The sequence below is a fragment of the Psychrobacter sp. H8-1 genome (assembly GCF_904846575.1).
Lineage (GTDB): Bacteria > Pseudomonadota > Gammaproteobacteria > Pseudomonadales > Moraxellaceae > Psychrobacter > Psychrobacter fulvigenes.
The window spans coordinates 3,114,835-3,133,628 of the sequence record NZ_CAJHBG010000001.1 but is presented as its reverse complement, the minus strand read 5'-3'; the positions used below and the strand labels follow the sequence as shown (position 1 = coordinate 3,133,628).

At 42.0% G+C, this 18,794-nt stretch carries 13 protein-coding genes and 1 pseudogene; 4 read left to right on the top strand and 10 right to left on the bottom strand.

Annotated features, from left to right (window positions below):
• Positions 1-54: 54 nt before the first annotated feature.
• Positions 55-1,560: a transcription antitermination factor NusB gene (locus tag JMY01_RS13005; RefSeq protein WP_227678049.1), complete on the bottom strand. Its 1,506-nt coding sequence runs from the start codon at positions 1,558-1,560 to the stop codon at positions 55-57.
• A 119-nt stretch (positions 1,561-1,679) separates the two neighbouring features.
• Positions 1,680-2,783, bottom strand: a complete 1,104-nt coding sequence (gene fmt / locus JMY01_RS13000; protein ID WP_201576522.1) for a methionyl-tRNA formyltransferase — start codon at positions 2,781-2,783, stop codon at positions 1,680-1,682.
• Between the two features lie 595 nt (positions 2,784-3,378).
• On the opposite strand from fmt, the gene JMY01_RS12995 reads away from it, so the two are divergent.
• Positions 3,379-6,174 carry a response regulator gene (locus JMY01_RS12995; protein ID WP_201576520.1) on the top strand — a complete coding sequence of 932 codons (2,796 nt, stop codon included), beginning with the start codon at positions 3,379-3,381 and terminating at the stop codon, positions 6,172-6,174.
• A 68-nt stretch (positions 6,175-6,242) separates the two neighbouring features.
• On the opposite strand, the gene JMY01_RS12990 is transcribed toward JMY01_RS12995, so the two are convergent.
• From JMY01_RS12990 to rpmH, 8 genes and pseudogenes are all read right to left on the bottom strand, one after another.
• Positions 6,243-6,917 (bottom strand): riboflavin synthase, encoded by a 675-nt coding sequence (locus tag JMY01_RS12990; protein ID WP_201576517.1) that lies wholly within the window; start codon positions 6,915-6,917, stop codon positions 6,243-6,245.
• A gap of 419 nt (positions 6,918-7,336) precedes the next feature.
• Entirely contained in the window at positions 7,337-8,392 is a 1,056-nt protein-coding gene (gene ribD / locus JMY01_RS12985) for a bifunctional diaminohydroxyphosphoribosylaminopyrimidine deaminase/5-amino-6-(5-phosphoribosylamino)uracil reductase RibD (RefSeq protein WP_201576515.1), read from the bottom strand.
• A 43-nt stretch (positions 8,393-8,435) separates the two neighbouring features.
• Complete coding sequence (nrdR, locus tag JMY01_RS12980; RefSeq protein WP_201576512.1) at positions 8,436-8,894, bottom strand: transcriptional regulator NrdR; 459 nt, start codon at positions 8,892-8,894, stop codon at positions 8,436-8,438.
• A 73-nt stretch (positions 8,895-8,967) separates the two neighbouring features.
• On the bottom strand, positions 8,968-10,356 hold the full coding sequence (gene mnmE, locus JMY01_RS12975; protein WP_201577688.1) for a tRNA uridine-5-carboxymethylaminomethyl(34) synthesis GTPase MnmE: 1,389 nt from the start codon (positions 10,354-10,356) through the stop codon (positions 8,968-8,970).
• A 256-nt stretch (positions 10,357-10,612) separates the two neighbouring features.
• Entirely contained in the window at positions 10,613-12,295 is a 1,683-nt protein-coding gene (yidC, locus tag JMY01_RS12970; protein WP_201576501.1) for a membrane protein insertase YidC, read from the bottom strand.
• Between the two features lie 202 nt (positions 12,296-12,497).
• Positions 12,498-12,863: a membrane protein insertion efficiency factor YidD gene (yidD, locus tag JMY01_RS12965; RefSeq protein ID WP_201577686.1), complete on the bottom strand. Its 366-nt coding sequence runs from the start codon at positions 12,861-12,863 to the stop codon at positions 12,498-12,500.
• A gap of 18 nt (positions 12,864-12,881) precedes the next feature.
• Positions 12,882-13,235, bottom strand: a pseudogene (gene rnpA, locus JMY01_RS12960) (ribonuclease P protein component); the annotation flags it as partial.
• A gap of 189 nt (positions 13,236-13,424) precedes the next feature.
• The gene (gene rpmH, locus JMY01_RS12955; RefSeq protein WP_007394757.1) at positions 13,425-13,559 is read right to left on the bottom strand and encodes a 50S ribosomal protein L34; all 135 of its coding nucleotides are present in this window, start codon (positions 13,557-13,559) and stop codon (positions 13,425-13,427) included.
• A gap of 606 nt (positions 13,560-14,165) precedes the next feature.
• Between rpmH and dnaA the strand changes: the two genes are divergently transcribed.
• From dnaA to recF, 3 genes are all read left to right on the top strand, one after another.
• A complete protein-coding gene (dnaA, locus tag JMY01_RS12950; RefSeq protein WP_201576498.1) occupies positions 14,166-15,611 on the top strand; it encodes a chromosomal replication initiator protein DnaA in 1,446 nt (481 codons plus the stop codon).
• A 160-nt stretch (positions 15,612-15,771) separates the two neighbouring features.
• A complete protein-coding gene (gene dnaN, locus JMY01_RS12945) occupies positions 15,772-16,947 on the top strand; it encodes a DNA polymerase III subunit beta (RefSeq protein ID WP_201576495.1) in 1,176 nt (391 codons plus the stop codon).
• Between the two features lie 323 nt (positions 16,948-17,270).
• Positions 17,271-18,497 carry a DNA replication/repair protein RecF gene (gene recF, locus JMY01_RS12940; protein ID WP_201576493.1) on the top strand — a complete coding sequence of 409 codons (1,227 nt, stop codon included), beginning with the start codon at positions 17,271-17,273 and terminating at the stop codon, positions 18,495-18,497.
• Positions 18,498-18,794: the final 297 nt, after the last annotated feature.

Sequence of the window (18,794 nt, the reverse complement as noted above, 5' to 3'; positions counted from 1 at the left end):
CAATACTTAACTTGCTTATATTCAGTCTAAAAAATTGGATGAATGCTCTATTATCTAATTAGCCGTTTTCTGTAGTAAGGCATAATAAAACCCATCACCGCCATCGCTATCCATTGGTAGACACTGACGACCAATCTCTTGCGCCATACCCCAATTGCAGGCTTCGGCAAATTCGATGGCAGTAGCATCAGTATGATGCGTGATAAAGTCCTGCATCTGGAGGACATTTTCTTGCTTCAAAATAGAGCAAGTCACATACAGCAGATAACCACCGACTTTTAGCTGTGGCCATAAGTTATCTAAAATTTGAGCTTGCAGTAGTGCTGTTTGTTCAACGTCTTCTTCGTTACGCAATAAGCTAATATCAGGATGACGACGAATCACGCCAGTGGCAGTACAGGGTGAATCTAAAAGGATAGCGTCAAAAACTGCTTGCTCTGGAGCTGATTTTTGCTTTGATGCTTGCCATGTCGTGGCATCAGCGCAGACAACATTCAGCTCGATATTTTTATTCTCAGTCTGCTCTAAATCTGATTGCTGCAAATTCAGGCGCTGCAAGTTTTCATGAATACGAGTGATACGCGACGCTTCATTATCGATGGCTGTTAGCTTAATAATAGAAGCTTCAGCTTTCACTTCTGCCTGTTGCTCAGCTTCTGATTGTTTCACATGAAACAATGATGATTTATCTGTCGTTAATAGCTCTAACCAGTGCGCAAGCTTGCCACCAGGGGCGGCGCAAGCGTCTAATAAGTGTAATTCATTATCAATATCGTCAGTCTTTATTTTATGGCTGAGTGCCAACTGAATCAGTGGTGCCGCAAGTTGGGCGTGCAGATCTTGCACACTTGCTACCCCTGTAGCAAACTCTGGTAAAAAGCTCACCGCCGTACTCTGCTCCAGCCTTAATGCTTGAGTGGTTATTGCCGCACTAGTGGGCTCAGTCTGATTGGGTAACTGCAATTCGCTCGATAACTCAACCAGCTCAGCGCTGATATCTGCCTCTGTTAATAGCTGATGATAATCATCAATAGCGCTCACGCTGGTATTTACGCGCAAAAACATCGGTGCTGGTTGACGTAAGCCTTGAGTCAATGCTGAATACTCCGCACCCCAATCTTGCTTGAGCTGATGCGCGAGCCAGTTGGGCAGGCTGTGATTTTTGTCACATTTTTTACGGAACTTGTTGGTGTTTTTTACGACCTTTCGCAGGATTGCGTTGACAAGACCAGAGGCCCTTGCAAACTCAATCTCTTTTGCCGCCTCTACCGTCTCATGAATCGCTGCATGATCTGCGACCTCTAGATAGAGCAGCTGAACCAAGCCCACTTGTATAGTGGTACGGACTTCTATCTCATCGATAGGATTGTCAGCCAAGCTATCAAGCAGACGATCCAAAGCATACCATTGGCGCAACGTAGTGAGTAGCAGCGCGTGCGCAAAGCCTTTATCACCTTCATGTAAGCTATTCAGCAGTGGATCTAATACGCTTGCCAGTGACTTACCTTGCTGAATAGCAAGCAAGGTGCGAATCACACGCGCACGCACACTGCCTGTCATCTTCAGATTGCTAGAAGGTTTATTCTTATTGTTTCTACTGTTGGTGCTTTTAGATGCAGTTGCGTTATGTCTCATTGGTCTTCATTTCCTATACGCATTGGAGCGTCTGCATTGATTGATTAATTGGATTCAGGGCCGAATTGGTCGCCATCGTTGAGCTGATTGCCGTGACAAACTTGCTCGGCGCTCACCGGCTTGCTACCTGCAAATTGTAATTGAGTGATTCTCAGAGTACTGGCTTTAGTATTAATATCAGTATCACGATCAGCGGCTTTACCGCAAGCCACCAGAATGGCTTTACGTCCGACGCTAATGACTTTCCCAGCTGGTTCTGCGGTTGTCTGCGACGGATTCACTGGCAAGCTTTCTAGTATTTTGACACGGGCGCCATTCAAAAAAGTATAAGCGCCAGGCCAAGGGGTCAGACCGCGAATTTGACGCTCAATAATGGTGGCAGACTGCGTCCAGTCAATTTCACCCTCAGTTTTCACCAGCTTTTCGGCATAATTAGCGTCATTATCATCTTGTACAATCGCTTGTGCTTGATAGCTTGGTAAGTCTTTCAGGACGGTGCTGATAGCAGTTGCGCCTAGAGCAGCCAATTTATCATGTAGACTCGCTGCTGTATCGTCATCGGTGATAGCACAGCTTACTTTGTACAGCATATCACCAGTATCTAGACCCTTATCCATCTGCATGATGGTGATGCCAGTCTCGCTATCTCCTGCCAACAGCGCACGATGAATCGGTGCGGCACCGCGCCAACGCGGTAATAAGGAGGCATGAATATTTAGGCAACCATAGGTCGGTGTCGTCAACACACCGATAGGTAGGATAAGCCCATAGGCTGCAACGATCATGACATCAGGCTGATAGCTTGCTAAGGTTTGTCTAGCTGCTACCCCTTCCTCACTAGATTTTTTAAAGGTAGCAGGCTGCTCGACAGGAATATGATGGGTGAGCGCTACCTGCTTGACTGCTGACGCCGATAGCTTCTGTCCACGACCTGCTTTACGATCAGGCTGCGTATACACTGCGACAATGTCTATATTAAGCTGCTCTTGCTGAGCAACCAAAGACTCAAGACTAGAAGCTGCAAACTCAGGTGTGCCTGCAAATATGACACGCAACCGGTCGCTGGCTGACTTAATATTGTCAGGACTTTGAGTAGTATTATCAGAAACGACGTTATCGGATGTAGAAGCAGAAGCAATTGTGGTCATAGCACCATACTAAATTATTAGATTATTAATCGTCACATTATAGGTGAGTTTAGGACGTTGCGCCATGATTGTGATGCAGACTGAGACTTAGAATCGATAACACAAAGAAATGATCCGATATTCAACGATCAAGCAACGCTTATGACAGGGTAAACATGCAAAAAACAGGCGCTTAAAAAACAGCCACTCGAAATCCACGGTCAAATAAAGGCACGATAATTGCATGTTATTCTATATAGTTATATAGAGTTTAGTGCTCAACGACGACTAGGGCGCACAAAATTTGTTATTATAAAATAATCACTGCATCAGTTTAAAACCTTTAGTCTAAGTATCTAGAAGCCACTAACGATAAGAGCAAACGCAGCAGAACGGGTAACATTAGACAATAATAAGTGAAAAATAAAATCAATAGCTCAATGAGCTTGTGCTACTCATATAAAGCTTTCTTGCATACCGCTAGCAAGCGCGCTGCAATGCTACAAAAACTCATCTCATCAGCACCGTATTTTTAAAGTGCTTTTACTACCTGAGATTATCATATCTTACGGTAGCACCGCACTCCACTGTCATGCAGGCATAGGCTCATATCCACATGCAACAGTTTCAGTCATTAAGACGCTTGCTTTTTTTCTATACTCTGACGCTAGTGATCATGTTGGCTTTGTATTATGCCATGTTGTATTTGACACTCAAAGATGACAGTCAACGATATAGCCAAGTTACTTTTAGCACTTTAAAATATGAAGTTACTGAGTTTGTGGTACCAACGAATCTAGATATTGAAAGTATCTTAACAGGCCCATTGTTTCAGGATATTAGTTATCAGCTGATTTTTATGATGCCCTCAGGTCAAACCTATGTTCATCGTCAGACACGACCTGATGAACCCAAGTTTACCAGCATAACGTTTCCGACTATTCGCGCATTACCAATCAATGATAATAGCTCATACGAGCTCAACAACAGTACTTTAACTGGAAAAATCACCCTTGATACTGGTCATCAGCTTTATGTGACACTGCGTCATCAACCTCTGAATATCAACTGGGTATCTTATCAATATTGGTTGCCACTCATGGCGGCTATAATGCTACTTACTCTCGCTTTATTTTATCTATTCAGACGCAATAGCAGCTGGCAATTATTACTAGAATATACTGAGACACTCACAGACACAGCCAAAGAATCTTATACTCCGCCGCTACTGCTAAAAACAAAAACCTCTCATGAGTTCCTACGCTTGGGTCATGCACTTAGCCGTGTGCATTATCAGCTTCACAACCATCATCGACGTATAAAAACGCTCACTCACCGTTTAGAACGTTTGGTCGATCAAGCGCCGCTACCAATGCTAATGATTGTACGTCAAGGTCAGATCAGTTTTTTTAACCAGCGCTTTGAGCAAGTTTTTACGACTACCTTTCAGCGCGGTGCCGATTACAGCTTAACGGACTTTGTGACTGGTAGTGACAAAGCAACCCAACAGATACTACAAAAACTGTCAACGCAGCGCGTCACTCGTACCTTGTTGGTTTATGGATTAGAAGACAATCAGGCCTATCATTTGCATATCACGCCGTGGTTAGGAGACCATGGACAAGTACATGGGTTTACCGCAATACTAAATAATGTGGAGCAACTTGTCAGTCAGACTCATGACTTAGACATCAAAAACCAGCAATTACAGATGCAAATAAAGGAGTTTAATAAGCTCAGATCTATTATCGGTCATGAGCTACGGACACCGCTGAATGCCATTATCGGCACATTGGACTTGATAGAGACCCATCAGCTGCCTCCAAAACAAAAAGAAATACTCGACACTCTGACTCAGTCTAGTCACTCTATGCTGGCAATGCTCAATGATATGTTGGACATGGCAAAAATAAAAGCCAACAAAGCAGATGTCGTCGCTGAATCTACTGATATTTTTAAGATTGGTCAACATATCAGTGACTTGATGATCGGTAGCGCACAGCGGCAAGAAATCAGTCTCATGTATTTTTTTGCCCCTGACTGCCCACGCTATATCAATACTGACAGTAATCGTCTACGGCAAATCCTGCTGAACTTGTTGGACAATGCCGTGAAATTTACCTCTTCAGGCTATGTAGCTTTGATCGTTGAGCCTATCACCCATGAGCAGATGCAACGTATCAATAAGTGTAAACAAGAGCGCGCCTTAACGAATGAGGCGCATGCTCAAAAGCTGATATTCGATAATGACATCTCAAACAAACCTTCTAAGATAAGCCCACAGCACCAATGGATCCGCTTTAGCGTTGAAGATACAGGAATTGGGATCTCAGAGTGTGATCAGCACAAGCTATTTTCTTACTTTAATCAAGCCAATATAAAAATAAGCCAAGACTATGGTGGTACAGGGCTGGGGCTTGCCATATCCAACAGCTTTGCACAACTATTAGGAGGGTTTATTCACCTTGAGAGCGATACTGATAAGGGCAGTACTTTTAGTCTTTATCTGCCTTGTCTAGCCCCAAGTTATCAGCCGGTATATCACTTTCATAGCAGCCTGACCAATATCCATTTGATTACTATCGTCAAACAAGACCTCTGTGCTCGTTTTATCACGCGGTTAGGGGAACACTTATCTCTACCTGTGAGTGCTTATACCTGTTTGGATAGCGCCAATCAGCAGTTGCAGTTGCTAGGCCAGTCAAAGCAAAACAAACAAAATCTAAAACCTGTCATACTTTTAGACTATGAGTGCTATGAAGCCATCACTGATAACACTAGCCGTGCTGATTTTCTAAGTAACTTACAAGAGACAGACTCTTTAGCGAAGATACTGTTTAGCATAAAACCTGAGCGCAGTATCCCTATCGACTTGTTTGATCGGTTCGATGGTTTTTTGAGTAAGCCTTTAGATATCGCATTATTATTATCCGAGCTGATACGCATAACGCAGCCTCCTATCTGCATCCAAAAGCCAGAAACTGTCGCTAATAATAACAATAATGAAGAAAAGCCTGCTATAGAAGATATTGCTGAACCATCACCATCTAGGATAATTTTGGTGGTGGAAGACAACCTAACTAACCAAAAAATCACCTGCAAACTATTAAGCAAGTTTGGTTATGAGAGTATGGTGGCAAGTAATGGTCAGCAAGCGCTTGAGATTTTAGATATCCAGCGACAAAAAATCGACTTGATTTTAATGGATTGTCGCATGCCCATCATGGATGGACTGCAAGCCACCCAAATCATACGCGCCCAAGGCAATGACATCCCTATCGTCGCCTTAACTGCTAATAATACGGAAGAGGATTTTGAGGCTTGCCGCCAAGCAGGTATGAATGAGTGTTTGACCAAACCTATCAATAAAGACAAGCTACAAGAGGTGCTGCAAAGCCTAATAAATGCTTAGGCTCTACTTCTATTAGCCAATATGTTTTTTGGTAAGAATATTTACTTGATAGAGGTTTTTTATAACAGCTACTTCATAAAACCATTATCTGCTAAAAAAGCTTCAGTAATAGTGCTTTGCGGGCTTGGCGCATTCATCTCACCGGTTTGCGATTTGTTTAATAAACGCTCTAAATAGCGCGCAACGATATCAACCTCTATGTTCACTTTACTGCCTACGAGCCAATGTTTAGCGATATTGGTTACTTGCGCAGTGTGCGGAATGATATTTAAAGAAACAATATTGTCACGTACAAGGTTGGTCGTCAGACTGATCCCATCGACCGTGATAGAGCCTTTGGTCGCCGTATAGTGTGCCAGCTCCTCTGGTATCTCAATCTCGATATAAATAGAGCGTGCATCTTGTTGCAGCTTACTAACGACCCCTACTCCATCAACGTGACCAGCGACGATATGACCACCAAAACGTGTGGTTGGTAACATGGCTTTTTCTAAATTGACAATATGACCTATTTTGAGATCTTCTAGCGCGGTACGAGCGATAGTCTCACGTGAAACATCAACCGCATAATAATTAGAACCAAACTCTACCACCGTCAAACAGATACCATTAGAAGCGATTGAGTCGCCTAGCTTTACGTCACTAAAATCCAGATCGTTTGCTTCAATGACCAGGCGAATGTCACCACCAACTGGTTGCATGGCTTTGACATACCCAACACTTTCTATAATTCCTGTAAACATATAAACCTCATATCATTATTGTATTGTGGTTAGAGCTGTAGAAACAGCCTATTGTAATTTATTAGAGCATACTTGAATCGGTTTTAGCTAAACGTGGGCTAGTTTTGCGCTTATTGTGGGATAAGTTGTGGATAAGTAACAACAAATCAACCAATAGGGTATGAAAAACTTGAATCTCATCAAGTTATCCACAGGATGATGTTATTTAATTACAACTCAATCAATACTAGAAAAACATCGCAAGTTGTTGATTTATATAACTATACCTTCAAGGCACTATATAAAACGCACTTTTTAAGTTTCATGTGAAACAAAGTTATGCACAGTTTCATGTGAAACATCTATTGTAGGTATTTACTTATCCACATCTAGTATAGTTTTAATAGAGACTGTGGATAAACTGTTCATAAACAACTGGTTTATAAAGGCTGTAAAGTTAGCTTAAGATCAGACCCGACCTGCTCATGACTACGAATATCAAAACGCAGCTGCTGAACTAAAGACAAGGGGTTGAACTCAACCATCGGTCGCGCTTGTGCTCCTAATAAACAGGGCGCTTGATAGACAATCAATTCATCTACCAGTTGTTGGCTTAAGAAACTGCCTGCGACGCTAGCACCAGCTTCTACCAATACGTCATAGCATTGATGCTCATTAACTAAGACCTTTAGTAAGGCAATCAAGTCATCTTCGCGCCAATAAATCGTATCTGCTTGGCGGCATAACTGATAATCAGCTTGCAGATTGTGCTCTAAGCGCTGACGTCTATCGAGCACTACTATCAGCGGGGCTGGAACTTGTTCAGGTAGTATACCTAATTGGTTCGAGCGTACATTAAGCTGTGGATTGTCAGCAATAATAGTTTCACTGCCCGTAATGATTGCGCCACTTTGTGCGCGTAATTTCTGGACATCTTCGCGGGCAGCTGCTGAGGTAATCCATTTTGACTCACCAGATGCCATAGCCGTACGACCGTCAAGACTGGTGGCAATCTTAAGACGCACATAAGGCATTTGAGTACGCATCGCCTTTAAAAACCCGCGGTTTAGTACTTCTGCTTGCTCTGTTAGTACACCAGCTTTAACCTGAACCCCAGCTTGTTCCAATAGACTCACGCCGCGTCCTGCCACTTGTGGATTAGGATCAAGACCCGCAATCACCACACGTTTCACACCTGCCTCAACAAGGGCAAGCGCGCAAGGTGGAGTACGCCCCGTATGACTACAAGGCTCTAAAGTTACATAAGCAGTAGCCCCCACTGCCCGCACACTAGCATCCTTGAGCGCAAATACTTCAGCATGAGGCTCACCAGCTTTGGGATGAAATCCTTGACCAACAATCTCTTGTCCTTGAACGATGACGCAGCCTACTGCTGGGTTTGGTCTAGTGGTATATAGGCCTTGCTTAGCCTGTTCGATAGCAAGCATCATAAAGTAGCGGTCTTGAGCATCTTGCGCGTGATTTTGGATCGACATAAGAATAGGCTTTATTTATGAGAGGAATGAATAAAAAGCGAGATTATTTTTCATTTGGGCGAATATTGGCGAGCTCTTGCTGAAAAGCATCAATATCTTGAAAATCACGGTAAACACTGGCAAAGCGTACATAGGCGACATCATCTAACGTCTTCAGCTCACTCATGATAATCTCACCCAAGACTTTACTGCTAATCTCACGCTCACCCATTTGTCTAACGCGTTTCTCAATACGGCTGATCATCGCTTCTTGCTCATCGATAGTGATGGGACGCTTTTGTAAGGGTAACAAAATTGAGCGACGCAGTTTTTCATTGTCATAAGGCTCAATCTTACCGCTAGACTTGATAATCCGCGGCATGACGACTTCTACCATCTCAAAGGTCGTAAAGCGTTCCTGACAACTACTACATGAGCGGCGGCGACGCACTTGTGCACCTTCCGCAGCAAGACGCGAATCAATAACCTTGGTTTCTGATGCGTTACAATACGGGCAGTGCATAGTATTTTCCTTATTTTACTGTTGAGAGCGAGAGCAGTCATCCGAGAGCAAACAGTCATCACTCATTAATTAATTATTTACCAATACAAAAACTGCCAAATATCTTGCCAAGTAAGTCATCAGCACTGAACTCACCAGTAATTTCACCCAAACTCTGCTGAGCTTGGCGCAAGCTTTCAGCAACAAGCTCCCCTGCTTGAAATACCGTTAATTGCTCATGTGCTTCCGCTAAATACTCAGCCGTCCGCCTAAGCGCATCTAAATGCCGTGTACGCGCAATGAGGCTATTTTCTGGTGGATGAAACCCTACTTTAGCACACAAGGTTTCGACTAACGTGTCGATACCAGCGCCTGTTTCACATGAAACATTGACTTGTTCATAACCGCGATTTTCTATTTCAATTTGCGCGGCAGTAGTCATTTTTTTACTGCCATCATCGCTCAATAAGTCGCTTTTATTGGCTATAATCAATAGACGCTTGGCCTCTGGCAGCTTACCAAATAGCTGCTCTGCAAGCTGCAACGGGGTGCTTTCTTCTTCAAGGTCACGGGTGACATCATAGACCATCAGCAGCATATCGGCCTGTGTGATGGCGGTACGTGCACGCTCAATTCCTATACGCTCTACAGTATCTTCTGTATCACGCAGACCTGCCGTATCGGTGAGATGCAGTGTTAGACCATTAAGCACCACAGTCTCTTGCAGCGTATCACGAGTGGTACCTGCTACATCAGTGACAATCGCGCGCTCTTGGCCTGCAAGGCGATTGAGTAGGCTCGACTTACCTGCATTAGGCCTACCTGCTAACACCACGTGAATACCGTCGCGTAAGAGTTGACCTTGTTTTGCCGTTGCTAGGACTTGCTGTATCTTAGCTTGTGTTTGCTCAAGCTTGTCTTGAATTACCCCATCAGATAGGAAATCCACGTCTTCTTCATCAGGGAAATCAATCGCGGCTTCAACATGCAAACGCAGGTGAATGAGTTGCTCTAATAGTTGATTAATCTTTTGTGAAAACTCACCACTTAATGAGCGAATAGCACTACTAGCAGCAGCGGCACTGGTCGCATCAATGGCATCAGCGATGGCTTCTGCTTGCACAAGATCTAATTTATCATTATCAAAAGCACGATACGAGAACTCCCCCGCACTGGCTTGTTTTGCGCCTAATTCAAACACCCGCGCTAACAGCTGGTTTTGCAGAATGATGCCACCATGTCCTTGTAGCTCGATCACATCTTCGCCAGTGAATGAATGCGGAGCTTTGAAGTACAGCACCAATCCTTCATCGATGACCGTACCATCAGCCTGATAGAAACGGCAAAAACTGGCCATACGCGGGGTAAAAGCCGTCTTGCCTGTGAGCTGACAAGCAATCTCATAAGCCCGCCTGCCTGATAGACGTACAATACCGACGCCACCTCGTCCGAGCGGTGTGGCAATAGCAGCAATCGTGGCCAATCCAGATAAGTCAGGCTTTTCAGATAAATCAGGTACGGCTAGCGCCCTCTCTAAAGAATCCACAGTTACTCTCAATAGCTAAAAGCTCCATTATAGACGGCTATGCTCAGGCTGACAAAGCAAACTTTAGATAGCAGTACTTTGCTATCTTCATTAGACGGTTTTATTATGGTCATAAAAAATTGTGAGTATGGAGCGTATAAAAAAACCACCGCTTGCGCGATGGTTTTTATTGTTTACGAGCATCGTTTAATTATCAATCAAGGACTTTAACAGTACGTTGTTTTTGCTCTTCTTCTACTTTTTTATTGACAACATACTGATGCGTCATACTGAATAAGTTGTTCACCGTCCAGTACAATACCAGACCTGCTGGGAAAAACAGCATGAAAGCAGTAAAGATAATCGGTAAAAACTTCATAACTTTTGCTTGCATTGGATCAGTTGGCTGTGGATTTAGCTGTTGCTGTACAAACATCGACGCACCCATTAGTAAAGGCAGTATGAACCAAGGATCCATTGCCGATAAATCCTGAATCCATAAGATCCATGGAGCGTGACGCAGCTCAACACTCTCGACCAACACCCAGTACAAGGCCAAGAAAATCGGCATCTGCATCAATATCGGCAAACACCCTGCCATTGGATTGACTTTTTCTTCTTTGTAGATGCTCATCATTTCTTGCGACATCTTCATGCGATCATCGCCGTGCTCTTCTTTTAGCGCAGCTAGTCTTGGTGCGATAGCGCGCATTTTTGCCATCGAATAGTAGCTCTTGTTCGAGAACCACATAAGAGCAATTTTGACCAAGATAGTTAGAGCAATAATTGACCAACCCCAGTTACCAATAATATTCTGAATACCATCAAGTATGGCAAATAAGATTTTTGATATTGGCCATAACAAACCATAGTCAACGGTCTGGTTGAGACCTACTGCGACTTCATTGAGCTCAGACTGTACTTTTGGCCCTGCATACAAGGTCGCGTTTAAGGTCGCTTGTTTGTTGGCGCCGACATTGACAGGTTGGCTATTGAAACCAATAAAGTAATCACCGCCAGTTTCACGGCTAAAAAACTTACCAGTGAAGTTCTTAGGTGTCCATGCAGAGACAAAATAATGCTGCACTACCCCGACCCAACCTTTATCACTGGTCAGTTTTAATTCATCACTACTGAAGTTACCAAACTTCAGCTTATTGTATGGATCTTCAGGTGTACCCCAAGCGCCACCCAAGTAGGTTGCCATACTTAGCGCACCTTTATCAGACATACCAGGATCTTTACTATCATCACGCTTTAGCTGCGCAAACATCTGCCCTTGCCACGGCTGTGCAGAAGCGTTTTGAATTTGATAGCTAATATCAATGGGGTATTTATCTTGAGTAAAGGTAAAGGTCTTGGTGATTTTTACGCCATCTTTTTGATAAGTTAGCGGCACTGATAACGTTTGCTGACCATCTTGCATCTTATAGTTGGTAGCAGCATAGCTGTAGTTAGCGCGACCTTCCGCAGTATCAATACCGTCTTTACCAATCAGACCAGACTGAGCCACATAAACACGATTGCTATTGTTTTCTAGCAGCACAAAAGGCTCATCGCTATCCAATGTAGCGTCATACTGCTTCAACGCTGCATAAACAATATCGCCGCCTTCTGGATTGATCTTGATGTCATAGCGATTGGTCGTAACCGTAATAAGACTTGCATCCTTAGTAGGCGCCGTCGTCGCAATATCAGCATCCACAGGTAGCGTCTGTACAGGAATATCACCTGCCGCACCAGTCGTAGATGGAATATCAGCACCTATTGAAGTTGCAACCTCAGGCGTCGTGTCTACAGCTGGCGCATCGGCATAATCATCTCGCCATGCCAAAATCAGCAGATAAGCGGTGATTAACATCGCAATGATGATCATCACCCGAAATATCTTTTGCATAAACCTTTCCTAGAGTGAAAATTTGGGGCATGTGTCATGACCATAACATTGCAGCAGCATGTGCAACTACCAACGCTATCGTGAGTCATTTACATAAAATGTGCATCATTTTACTAAAAATTCGCCTTAAATGATACTAACAGTGTGGATAACTTGTGGGTAACTTAGCAGTCGCCGTATAAGAAACCAACGACGATGAGTTTTATCTTAACCTCATCAAGTGATTGAGACGTGAAACATAGCTGTTGTTATCTCGGTAAACACCTAATCCTTGAAGATCTACATTACCTAATGATAAATAGTGATAACTATAATCAGCTAAAGGTAGGGGTACAAAATCAATGCCATGCCCTCCTAAAGGGTGACAACGACTTATACGTTTTACTAACAGCCAGCTACCTGCCCAAACGCCATGCCAAGCTAATGCTTGTTTACCATAATTAGAACAAGTCGGATAATATCGACAACGAGCAGGAAGTATTGGGCTTATTATATTTTGATAGAATACAATAAAAATATTAAATAAATTATAGAAAAAATTATTTAACAATCTTTTAAAAATTTTCATTTTATTTTTTTCTAATTTTTTAAAGATATTATTTACTTGATTTTTTAATTCTTCCTTGCTTAAATCATCAATAGGCTTTTTAACAATAAAAACAATATCCTTGTTTTCTAATGCAGATGACTGTAGACGAAAGCGTTCACGTATTTGACGTTTGACTAAGTTTCGAGCGACAGCAGTAGGTACTTTACGTTTGGTGATAGCCATACCGACACGTGCTTGCTGCTGATCATTAGTACGTATAAAGGCCATTAAATGGCTTTGGTGTAACTTGCGCTCAGGTGCATCAAACACCTCACGGAAAGCAGCAGGCGTCAGTAGGCGTTGCTCTTTAGTGAAGCGGAAGGTGGGTGTAGCTGAGAGAGTATCTGGCATAAGAATACCTAAATGTGAACTTATATTAACTTTATAATAAAAAGACAAAATACAGAGACAAAAAAAGCGCCGATGTAGGCGCTTTTGATATATGGTTCTGTGTCAGTTATTGTTCAATAGCTACTGTTTTTTATAGATAAAATAGATACTCAACAAGTACTATGAACCATAGTCATCATAATATACTGATTACACAGTAAGACGATGACGGCCTTTAGCGCGACGACGTGCTAAAACCTGACGGCCTTTTTTAGTTGCCATACGAGCACGGAAACCGTGAGTACGTTTACGCTTGATCACGCTTGGTTGGAATGTACGTTTCATAACTCACCTATCAAATAATGGACTAAATTCGTAATAACGGAGGATTATACCATTGCTTCATATCATGGTCAATAAACTAATTTGGCCTATACTCAAATGAATGAGTCCCTTGATAGTTTAAGTCGCTTTTTTGAACACTCGTTTTGTCAAAACCTCTGTTTGTAACTCTAGTTCCCCTGACCAAATAAATTGATTTATAGATTCAATTTTTAAAAGTTATCCACAATTTACCTCGAGCTCTATAATAATTAACTATTAATATATATAAGTATTGTTGTTATTGGGCACTGTTATTTCTGAGGATAAGTCTGTTTTCTTGATAACTATCAATATATTAGACTATGGGTAATCCTGTGGATAACCTGTGGGTGGAATATGGATAACTAGCTCTATTGAGTTGTCCACAAAACTATCCACAGTCTTATCCACAAAAAACAGGATGTTATCCACAGGCTATATGTGTTAGATTAGCCCCTAGTTTGATATGTGGTTTGAAGACGCTTTGGGCTATAAGTTCTCTAATAATAATTAGAACTCATATTGAGTGTCGTATGGCTTATAGCGTTGAGGTTTTTTGTTTCTTAGATTAAAGGGTTAGTACTTTTCATGATAGATACAGCAACGATTTGGGATAAGTGTCTAAACGACTTACGTTATCACGTTAAAGATAATGTATTCACTATGTGGTTAAGACCATTATCAGTCTATCAGGAGGCGCAGACTCTCGTTATTCTTGCTCCAAACGATTACTTCGTTACTTATATCAAAAAAAACCACTTACACGATATTCAACAACTGGTTGCTAAGCACAGTCAAGGGAGTATTGAGGATGTGGTTGTTCGCGTTGATAACGCTGGCCGTGGTACGGACGAGAGCAGTCAGCCTCAGTCAGGTTCTTTATTTGTAGAAGAGAAGCCCTCCCCTCCTCCAACAGATCATAACTTTGAAACTATATATCATAATAATGCGAAGGCAGATATTGAAGCCAATATGCGTCATGCAGAACTGGTCGACTCAGCCGATGCTAAATCGTTGAGTTATTTGAACCCTGATTTTACTTTTGAGACCTTTGTCACTGGTAAGTCCAATAACTTGGCTTATAAGGCTTGTTATGAGCTAGGAAAGCGCCAATCAAAAAATCGACATAATCCTTTGTTTATATATGGACCTTCTGGTTTGGGAAAAACGCATTTAATGCACTCTGTAGCACATCGATATTTAAAAAATAATCAAAGTTTTTATTATTTCACTTCTGAAAAATTTATTAATCAATTGGTTTATTCATTAAGAAATAATAAAATAGAAGATTTTAAAAAGAAATTAAAAAAAGTAGATTTATTAATTGTAGATGATATTCACGTATTAGCAGGAAAGACCAAAAGTAGTAATGAGTTTTTGACATTATTTGCTGACTTTACTAGTGGTGATAAGCAACTGATTTTGGCATCTGATCGTCATCCTTCACAGATGACTGAATTTGATGAACGTTTTAGATCGCGGTTTTCTTGGGGTTTGACGGTCGCGGTTGACCCACCTGAGATCGATACTCGTGTGCAAATTTTGCAGAAAAAAGCAGCGTCATATGGTATGACACTGCCTAAAGAATGTGCGTTGTTCATCGCCCAAAACGTGGTTTCTAATGTCAGACGTTTAGAGGGTGCTTTAAATCAGGTATTTGCGAATGCAAATTTGACAGGCGCACAGATTACCCTTGAGATGGTGCAATATGCGCTGAAGGATATCGTCGCGCTGCGCGTGCAAGCGGTCAATATGGACAATATTCGTAAGGTTGTTGCTGAGTACTATGATGTGACGGTCAAAGAGATCATGGGTCGTAAACGTACTCGTAGTATTGCACGGCCACGTCAAATAGCGATGGCGCTATCACGTGAGTTGACTGGTGACAGCTTTCCAGAGATTGGCCAGTCATTTGGTGGACGTGATCATACGACGGTGATGCATGCTTGTGATAAAGTGAACGAGCTGCGAGCTGCAGACCCAGCGTTTGACAAGGACTACAAGACATTAGCCCTGATGTTACAAGCTGGTTAGAAGGCCACAGCATCACTATGTTTTCGTCAATTAATATGGTTTATAATATTGAAAGTACGAGTAGAGCCATACTTTATGGATTATAGTCAGTAGACAGGGTATTATTAAGCCAGTATTTTGGATTTATAAAAAAGAATCATTCAAATAAGAGTAACTAAGCATGCAATTATCGATTAATCGAGAGTCGTTACTAAAAGCTATTAACTTGATCGCCAAGGCTGCTGATAAACGCCACAACATGGTTATTTTGGGCAATATTAAGCTGCAACTTTCTGAGTCCGAGCTGATTTTGACTGCCTCTGATCTGGAAGTAGAGCTGACATCGACATTGAAATTGCCTGCTGGTGCATGTATTGAAGCAGGCGAGACGACCTTACCAGCGACAAAACTAAAAGATATTTGTAGATCTTTACCTGCTCAGGCGCAGATTAACCTTGCTACTCAAGAAAATGAACGCTGTTTGCTTACCAGTGGTAAAAGCCGATTTACTTTAGGGACTCTTCCTAGTGAGGATTATCCAAGCTTGGGCAATCCTGAAAATATTACACCCTTAACGATTAGCCGTAATCGTCTGATTGATCTGATTCATAAGACCCAGTTTGCGATGGCAATCCAAGATGTACGTTATTATTTAACGGGTATGTTGTTTGACGTTTCACAGCAGCAATTGACGACAGTGGCAACAGATGGGCATAGATTGGCATTGGCGCGTAGCGTCATCGATGTCAGTAGCGACTTAAATATGCAGGCTATCTTGCCACGTAAAGCGGTCATTGAGCTTGAGCGCTTGGCTTCTGAGTTAGGCAAAATGCTTGGCGACAAAGATAACCCAGTCATACTTAGTTTTGGTCGTGAATTCTTACAAGTGAGCTTGCCGTTTGGTGATGTGGATAGTACAGGGCAGATAAATGATCATCTGATGGTGACTTTTACTGCGCGTCTGATTGATGGTAAATTCCCTGATTACCGCCGTGTTATGCCAAGTAACACAGATAAGTTGGCGTTATTTAACCAAGAAAAAATGACCGACGTACTACGCCGTGTCGCGATTTTGAGTAATGAAAAGTCACGTGGGGTAGTGTTTAATTTTGCCAGTGACGGTATGGTAGAAGTACGTGCCAATAATGCGGAGCAAGATGAAGCCGTCGAGATGATACAAGCTAAGTATCAAGGTGAGCCGATGGAGTTGTCGTTTAACGCAGCTTACCTGCAAGATGTTTTAGGCGTTATCCAAGGTGATTTGCAAATGCATATGAGCCAATCAAATGCCTCAGTGCTGGTCAACCAGCTTAATGATGAGTTCCATCAATATGTGATTATGCCAATGCGTATATAGTTTTTAGGTGGTGTTCTAAAAAGTATGCTAGCGATAGAAGTCAATAAGAAATCTATGCTAAATTCTCTGATTCTATAGGGCTTTAAAGGCTTCAAAAATTGTTCAAGTTTTAATCAGCATACTTTTTGACACACCACCTCTTTTTTTAATTTTAAAAACATTATTAGCTTATGAGATAGACTTTGTTTATCAGACTGTTTTGCCAATGGTTAGTAGCCGAGTTCTAACAATAAAATCTCATCCTAAAACCTGCCTAAATGCTTTTTAGACTAAACCTTTGCCTGTTAATTCGCAGGTGATCTTAATAGGCGGCTGTCGATACTATGATTGAACGTCTACAAATATCTAACCTACGTAACTTGACCCAAGTTGATCTCCAGTCTGCTGCTTGCAATGTCATTATAGGCGCCAATGGCAGTGGTAAAACCTCACTACTTGAAGCGATATTTTTACTATCAAGAGGGAAAAGCTTTCGCCATCATCAACCCAAGCGCTATATCCAGCACCACCAAAACACTGTCACTGTGCATGCTAAACTCAATGATAGCAGTACATTGGCTATCCAAAAGCAAGTCGATGCAACAACACTGTTACGCCTTAATCAAACCACTGTCTATAACCAAAGTATCTTAACTGAACAACTGCCAACGTTGCTGATAGATCCATCCACAATGGATATGTTAGAGCAGGGGAGTGCCAGTCGTCGACAATTATTGGATTGGCTAGTGTTTCACATGAAACAAGGCTTTCATCCGCAATGGGTTGCTTATCAACGACTGCTAAAACAGCGCAATAGTTTGCTAAAAAAAACACATCATCTGACGCAGGTTCAGATTGCTGAGCTAAAGTCATGGGATAAAGGGCTTAGTAATCATGCTGCTCTTATTCATCATTATCGCGAACGAATTTTTATGGAATGGCAGCCTTATTTTGCTGAGAGTATTGCTCGGTTACTGCCTGCTTACGCTGAGCAATTAAGCTTGAGCTATAGTGCTGGGTACGATACCAATGTGGCGCTGGATGTACAGCTTAACGAGCGCCTAGAGCAAGATTTGCAACTGGGATATACCCGTATTGGCAACCATCGAGCTGATATTCATGTGCATTGGCGCTCTAATGCTTCGGCAGAATCTACAAACAGCGATTCAAAAAGTGCTACTGGGGACTCAAATAATGCTTCACAAATAGATACTATTAAGTTGCCAGTATTAAAGGAACAAGCAGCTAATGTACTTTCTCGTGGTGAAAAAAAACTACTGATAACTGCTTTGCGCTTATCTCAGTTGCCGTTACTACTCCATGCTGAACAAAGCGCAGATGTAGCTAGTGAGCTACAGAACGCTAGAGCCACTCCGGTGGTACTCTTAGATGATATTACAGCAGAGCTAGACAATAGGGCTATAGAGATTTTATTGTCCACTTTGGCAAAGCTGCCTTGTCAGGTGTTTATGAGCAGCTTGACCGCCGATATCGTACCTTTGGTTAAAGAGCTATGGCCAAACCCTAAGATGTTTCATGTGAAACAAGGTCAAGTTTCATCAACTCAATAGTATTATAGTTATCTATCTAACCCACCTTAATAGCCTACAATTCTCATATATCCACGATTACTCACCCTCCAGTATTAACTATCTTAAGATAGCAATCAAAAGCAATAAAACTGCCAGTAAACAGTGACTTAGAGCCAAAAAAATGCTAAAATGGGGCTTTATTTTTGTCCTATTCTCAGCAAGTTATTTTGCAGCGTTATGCAGAGGGTTTTTACTATCTGTATATTTCTAAATGATTGATAAATATACGTTTCATTTGTTTTCTTAGCTTCGATAATATTTAAAAAAGCCAAAGCT

Bases quoted from the DNA above. Each gene is read 5' to 3' on its own strand.
- JMY01_RS13005 (WP_227678049.1), bottom strand. From the start codon at position 1,560: ATGACAGGCAGTGTGCGTGCGCGTGTGATTCGCACCTTGCTTGCTATT.
- fmt (WP_201576522.1), bottom strand. From the start codon at position 2,783: ATGACCACAATTGCTTCTGCTTCTACATCCGATAACGTCGTTTCTGAT.
- JMY01_RS12995 (WP_201576520.1), top strand. From the start codon at position 3,379: ATGCAACAGTTTCAGTCATTAAGACGCTTGCTTTTTTTCTATACTCTG.
- JMY01_RS12990 (WP_201576517.1), bottom strand. From the start codon at position 6,917: ATGTTTACAGGAATTATAGAAAGTGTTGGGTATGTCAAAGCCATGCAA.
- ribD (WP_201576515.1), bottom strand. From the start codon at position 8,392: ATGTCGATCCAAAATCACGCGCAAGATGCTCAAGACCGCTACTTTATG.
- nrdR (WP_201576512.1), bottom strand. From the start codon at position 8,894: ATGCACTGCCCGTATTGTAACGCATCAGAAACCAAGGTTATTGATTCG.
- yidC (WP_201576501.1), bottom strand. From the start codon at position 12,295: ATGCAAAAGATATTTCGGGTGATGATCATCATTGCGATGTTAATCACC.
- yidD (WP_201577686.1), bottom strand. From the start codon at position 12,863: ATGAAAATTTTTAAAAGATTGTTAAATAATTTTTTCTATAATTTATTT.
- rpmH (WP_007394757.1), bottom strand. From the start codon at position 13,559: ATGAAACGTACATTCCAACCAAGCGTGATCAAGCGTAAACGTACTCAC.
- dnaA (WP_201576498.1), top strand. From the start codon at position 14,166: ATGATAGATACAGCAACGATTTGGGATAAGTGTCTAAACGACTTACGT.
- dnaN (WP_201576495.1), top strand. From the start codon at position 15,772: ATGCAATTATCGATTAATCGAGAGTCGTTACTAAAAGCTATTAACTTG.
- recF (WP_201576493.1), top strand. From the start codon at position 17,271: ATGATTGAACGTCTACAAATATCTAACCTACGTAACTTGACCCAAGTT.